Source organism: Candidatus Rhabdochlamydia sp. W815 (assembly GCF_018642185.1).
Classification (GTDB): domain Bacteria; phylum Chlamydiota; class Chlamydiia; order Chlamydiales; family Rhabdochlamydiaceae; genus Rhabdochlamydia; species Rhabdochlamydia oedothoracis.
The window spans coordinates 1-5097 of the sequence record NZ_JAAVTY010000104.1 but is presented as its reverse complement, the minus strand read 5'-3'; the positions used below and the strand labels follow the sequence as shown (position 1 = coordinate 5097).

Sequence of the window (5097 nt, the reverse complement as noted above, 5' to 3'; positions counted from 1 at the left end):
CGCTTGGATAAGAGCGGGTCATAATTACCTCCAAAGGTTTTATGAAAACTATCATTATACCTTAATGAGAAGATTTTAAACAGGCTCTAAGGCAGTATCATTTTAGGAAGAACGGAGGAGGTGGGATTCGAACCCACGATACGTTTACACGTATACACGCTTTCCAAGCGTGCTCCATCGGCCGCTCGGACACTCCTCCAAAAAGCCTTTAAGCGTGTCTGAGGTTACCTTAACTACACTTTATCTTACAAGAAAAAATCCAAAGAGCTATTATGGCTTAACTTTAAATAAATTACTTACTATATCTTGTGTTTGAAGTTTAATAGAGAGTTATTTCTTTTCCAAAATCGCTTAAAAAATTATGATCCTCAATTGTAGCTTTATCAGGTTTTTAAAAAATGTTTCTTTGTTTATTTATTAGTTTTTTTTGTATTATTCCTATTTTGGGTTATCCACAAGCTCCTGTTGTTTTGGTTAGCGTTCCCCCTTATCTTTATTTTGTAAAAAAAATCGCAGAGAACACCGTCTCAGCTCAGTCCCTTATTCCTTCTGGAGCAAATCCTCATTTATATGAACCTACCCCCAAACAAGTTCAATTGCAAAAACAAGCCGTATTGTGGTTAAAATTAGGAGAAAAAGCAGATCAAAAAGCTCAAAGGGTCTTTCAAGAAATGAAAACCCCACCTCTGGTCCTTAATTTGACAGAGGATCTTGCGCTTTTATCTTACAAAGATACAAAAAATCATTGTTGTACTCAGCATAGCACCAAAGATCTACATATTTGGCTCAGCCCAAAAATAATGCAAGCGCAAGCAAAAAAAATTACACAAGCCTTAATTCAGCTATTCCCCATACATACAGAATTGTACCAAAGCAACTCAAATAAGTTACTCAAAGAACTAGAGCAAGTTGATCAAGAATTAGCTATCCTACTTAAAAACAAACAAGGCAAAGCCATTTTAGTCTCTCATCCGGCTTTTGCTTATTTTTGTAGAGACTATAACCTTGAGCAATTATCTCTTGAAGAAGAGGGCAAGGACTGTTTGCCTCAATATATTCCAGAACTGCTGCATAAGATAAAAACGCTAGGTATAGGCGGCATAATTATAGAACCTCAACACGGCAGCAAAGCAGCTAAGCTGCTTGCTCAAAATCTAGCGATACCTACTTACCTCATCGATCCTTATTCTGAAGATTATATAGAGAATTTAAAACAGATGGCAGAAGTGGTTAAAAATATCATTCATGACTGATATCATCTCTATTCACCAATTGTTTTTTAGTTATAATCATCAAAGTATTCTTGAAGATGTCAATATAACTGTGCAACCGAATGAATTTATTGTCGTTTTTGGCCCTAATGGCGGCGGAAAAACCACTTTTTTTAAATTAATCTTAGGGCTTTTACAACCTAAAAAAGGTTGGGTGAAAGTTTTAAATAAGCACCCTAAACACATTAGGCATTTAATGGGATATGTCCCTCAAATGCAACAAGTAGATCGCAATTTTCCGATTTGTGTTTTAGATGTAGTGATGATGGGATGCCTTGCTGAATTGACTTGCTGGGGAAGATTTCCTAAGGCAATGCGTAAATTAGGTCTACAGGCCTTGGAAAAAGTGAACCTTTTGCATAAAGCAAAAGCTCCCTTTGGTTCTCTATCAGGTGGAGAAACACAAAGAGCTCTTATTGCAAGAGCAATTGTCGACCATCCTAAAATCCTACTACTCGATGAACCAACAGCTAATGTAGATTCTCAAGCGGAACAGTCTATTTACCAGCTGTTAAAAGAGTTAAATGCTGATATGACTATATTAATGGTATCTCATGATTTACAAACAATTATTGATAAAGCCAGTCGACTCATTTGCGTAAATCGCCAAGCAACCTCTCTTCAGGCTAAAGAAGTATGTGAGCATTTTGCTTTAGGTCTTTATCACACTCCTTTAACAAACCCTCAACACTTTTCTTTTTAATATGTTTGATAATCCTTTTCTCTTACATACGTTATTAGCAGGTTGTGGGGCTGCGTTAACCGGCGGCATTATCGGTTCCTATGTAGTAGTTAAAAGAATTGTTTCTATTAGCGGTAGTATTGCCCACTCCGTACTTGGGGGAATGGGCCTTTGTCTATGGTTAAAAATCAGATTTGGGCTTACCTTTCTCACCCCATTCATTGGGGCATTAACAGCTGGATTGATTTCTGCATTTTTAATGGGCTGGATTCATTTAAAATACAAAGAAAGAGAAGACACAGCGATTGCTGCTATTTGGGCTATCGGAATGTCTATCGGAGTCATTTTCATTGCTATTACCCCGGGCTATAACACAGAGCTAATCGATTTTTTATTTGGAAACATTCTATGGGTTAGCAGCAGTGATATTTTTTTACTATTTGCTTTAAATGCGCTCATTTTATCTATAATTGCTAGATTTTATAAACCGCTTTTAGCCATTTGTTTTGATGAAGAACAAGCTACACTAAAAAAGCTTCCAGTACAAACCTTTTATTTTCTACTACTAGGTTTAGTAGCTGTCTCGATTGTGTTATTAACCCAAATAGTTGGGGCCATCTTGGTTGTAACTATGCTAGCGATACCCGCTGCCATTGCTGCTATTTTTACCCGCAGTTTATTGCAAATGATGGCTTTAGCAACAGCATGCGGTCTTACGCTCACATTTACCGGCATCCTGCTTGCTTATCAATTAAACTGGCCCCCAGGGGCCACTATCTCACTTGTTTCTTCTTCCTGCTATGCGGGCGCACTTTTATTCAAAAAGAAGCCTTGAGATTACATGGAGCAATAACGGTTCCAGAATTGCTTCCAGGCTGATTTCTTATGCGTTCTATGATTTGTTTTTCTTTTTGCTGATGCTTTTTTACTATTCTGGACGCTCTCGCCACTATTATGCTTTTTAGGCATAAACCCTCCTTAAGCTTTTTTATCTTGTTCTAACTTAATTTTAGACTCACTTTCCTGCTCTTTAAAAAATGCACGGTTATGATGTTTTCTCAGAGTAATTTTTGAGGACTTAAGTGTATTTATTCTTTTTCTAAGCCCCTTCATAACCATCCCTATTCATTTATGCTCTTACTTTTCATACTATGTATAATTTAATTATTAATCAAATAATTAATTTTTTATTTTTTAATAAAAAATGAATTAAAAACCCTCTCTTTCTATCCTTGTTTACATTTACATCTTTTCAAGTTGACTTTGATTCAAGACTGTCCTATCATGTTTTTTTCTGCATGCGAATCTTTAAAGTTTATTTTAGGAGACCAGATGTACGCGATTATCGAAACAGGCGGTAAGCAATACCGTGTTGAAAAAAATGACACCATTGATGTAGAACTGCTAGATATAGAGGACAATGTTGTAGAGTTTAAAAATGTTTTACTTATTAGTGAAGCAGGAAATGTTAAGATTGGAGCCCCTTATCTCGCTGATACTGTTGTACAAGCAAAGCTTATAAAACAAGATGCTAAAGGGCCAAAAGTGGTTGCATTCAAATACAAAAGACGCAAACCGATTCGTCGTAAAGTGGGCCATCGCCAACGCTATACCCGACTCAAGATTACAGATATTATTGGATAAGGAGCAACAATGGCACATAAGAAAGGTCAAGGATCTAGCCGAAATGGTCGCGATTCTCATTCGCAACGCCTTGGAATTAAAGCAGCTGGAGGACAGTTTGTCACCGCTGGTAGCATTATTGTGCGTCAAAGAGGCACAAAATGGCATCCAGCAAAAAATGTAGGACGTGGACGCGATGATACGATATACGCTTTAGTTGACGGTGTTGTTTCTTATCGCAAAACCAATCGCACATATGTTTCCGTTCAACCCGCTCTTTAATACTTCGTAGCCCTCAACTAAGCCAGAGGGCTTGTAAAATATATGTTTATCGATTCAGTTATAGTTACGCTGCGCGCTGGAAAAGGCGGTAATGGCGTCGTTGCCTGGCGAAGAGAAAAGTTTATTCCCAAAGGAGGCCCTGTTGGTGGAAATGGAGGCCAAGGCGGCTCTATCATTCTAAAAACCAATGAGAACGTCCTCTCTTTAGAGGGATTTCGCAATCGCCGTTTAATCAATGCAGAAAATGGCATTTCAGGAGGAAGAAACCTTCAAAGAGGACGTAATGGCAAACACCTTATTTTACACATCCCCTGTGGCACTATTGTTAAAAATACTAAAACACAAGAAGTATTAGTCGACTTTACTGATAAAAACCAAGAGTATGTTTTATGCAAAGGAGGTAAAGGAGGCAAAGGAAATGCTTGTTTTAAATCTCCTACTAACCAAGCCCCCAACATATGTACTCCTGGCTATGAAGGTGAAATACATGAGGTTCAACTCGAGTTAAAATTAATCGCTGATATTGGCTTTATTGGCATGCCCAATGCAGGCAAATCCACTCTTTTAAAACAAACTACTCATTGCCCTGTTAAAATTGGAGCTTATCCTTTTACAACACTATACCCAAACCTAAGTTATATTCAGTTTGAAGATTTCTCCAGGATTTTAATTGCAGACATTCCGGGCATTATAGAAGGAGCCCACCTCGATCGTGGGTTGGGCTTATCTTTTCTCAAACATATTGAACGCTCTTCTGTTTTGGTCTATTTAATCGATATTTCTGGGATAGAAGAAAGAGATCCATTTAAAGATTTTCAAATTTTACAAAACGAGATAAAGACTTATCGAAAAGAATTATTAGACAAACCCTTTCTTGTTGTATTAAACAAAATAGACTGCGAAACAGCCATGCAAAATCTAGAGACATTTACACAAAAATACCCCTACTCAAAGACAACACTCTTTCCTATTTCTGCTATGCATAGAGAAGGCATTGAAGCTCTTCTTAAAGCTATGCAACAGCTTGTTCCCCGTAAGTTTTAGTTGAAGCGAAAAGGCCCTTTTAACCTCGAAGTGCACAAAAAAGAACATATAAATACTTGAAAAAATATCTATTTTGCACTTCGAGGTTGAAAGGGCCACAGATAAAAGTTCTTTTCATTGATACATCTAATCCAATATAATGCTTCATGGGTTGCTCCTCATTTTTTTGCTCTTTAATGAGCGGTTTTGAGATTT

General features: G+C 37.3%; 6 protein-coding genes and 1 tRNA gene. 6 read left to right on the top strand and 1 reads right to left on the bottom strand.

Going from position 1 to position 5097, the window contains the following annotated elements:
- Positions 1-112: 112 nt before the first annotated feature.
- Positions 113-199: transfer RNA gene (locus RHOW815_RS06740), tRNA-Ser, on the bottom strand.
- Between the two features lie 199 nt (positions 200-398).
- Here RHOW815_RS06740 and RHOW815_RS06735 point away from each other — a divergent pair.
- The 6 genes from RHOW815_RS06735 to obgE all read left to right on the top strand — a co-directional run bounded on the left by RHOW815_RS06735 (position 399) and on the right by obgE (position 4902).
- Positions 399-1253, top strand: a complete 855-nt coding sequence (locus RHOW815_RS06735; protein WP_215217557.1) for a metal ABC transporter solute-binding protein, Zn/Mn family — start codon at positions 399-401, stop codon at positions 1251-1253.
- The gene (locus RHOW815_RS06730; protein ID WP_215217556.1) at positions 1246-1974 is read left to right on the top strand and encodes a metal ABC transporter ATP-binding protein; all 729 of its coding nucleotides are present in this window, start codon (positions 1246-1248) and stop codon (positions 1972-1974) included. The genes RHOW815_RS06735 and RHOW815_RS06730 overlap by 8 nt, the downstream gene beginning before the upstream one ends.
- A gap of 1 nt (position 1975) precedes the next feature.
- A complete protein-coding gene (locus RHOW815_RS06725) occupies positions 1976-2788 on the top strand; it encodes a metal ABC transporter permease (RefSeq protein WP_215217555.1) in 813 nt (270 codons plus the stop codon).
- 497 nt (positions 2789-3285) lie between these two features.
- Positions 3286-3597 carry a 50S ribosomal protein L21 gene (gene rplU, locus RHOW815_RS06720; protein WP_215217558.1) on the top strand — a complete coding sequence of 104 codons (312 nt, stop codon included), beginning with the start codon at positions 3286-3288 and terminating at the stop codon, positions 3595-3597.
- A gap of 9 nt (positions 3598-3606) precedes the next feature.
- Positions 3607-3858 carry a 50S ribosomal protein L27 gene (rpmA, locus tag RHOW815_RS06715; protein WP_215217554.1) on the top strand — a complete coding sequence of 84 codons (252 nt, stop codon included), beginning with the start codon at positions 3607-3609 and terminating at the stop codon, positions 3856-3858.
- Positions 3859-3900: 42 nt separating this feature from the next.
- Positions 3901-4902, top strand: a complete 1002-nt coding sequence (gene obgE, locus RHOW815_RS06710) for a GTPase ObgE (protein ID WP_215217553.1) — start codon at positions 3901-3903, stop codon at positions 4900-4902.
- The last annotated feature ends 195 nt before the right edge of the window (positions 4903-5097 follow it).

Bases quoted from the DNA above. Each gene is read 5' to 3' on its own strand.
- rpmA (WP_215217554.1), top strand. From the start codon at position 3,607: ATGGCACATAAGAAAGGTCAAGGATCTAGCCGAAATGGTCGCGATTCT.
- rplU (WP_215217558.1), top strand. From the start codon at position 3,286: ATGTACGCGATTATCGAAACAGGCGGTAAGCAATACCGTGTTGAAAAA.
- obgE (WP_215217553.1), top strand. From the start codon at position 3,901: ATGTTTATCGATTCAGTTATAGTTACGCTGCGCGCTGGAAAAGGCGGT.
- RHOW815_RS06725 (WP_215217555.1), top strand. From the start codon at position 1,976: ATGTTTGATAATCCTTTTCTCTTACATACGTTATTAGCAGGTTGTGGG.
- RHOW815_RS06735 (WP_215217557.1), top strand. From the start codon at position 399: ATGTTTCTTTGTTTATTTATTAGTTTTTTTTGTATTATTCCTATTTTG.
- RHOW815_RS06730 (WP_215217556.1), top strand. From the start codon at position 1,246: ATGACTGATATCATCTCTATTCACCAATTGTTTTTTAGTTATAATCAT.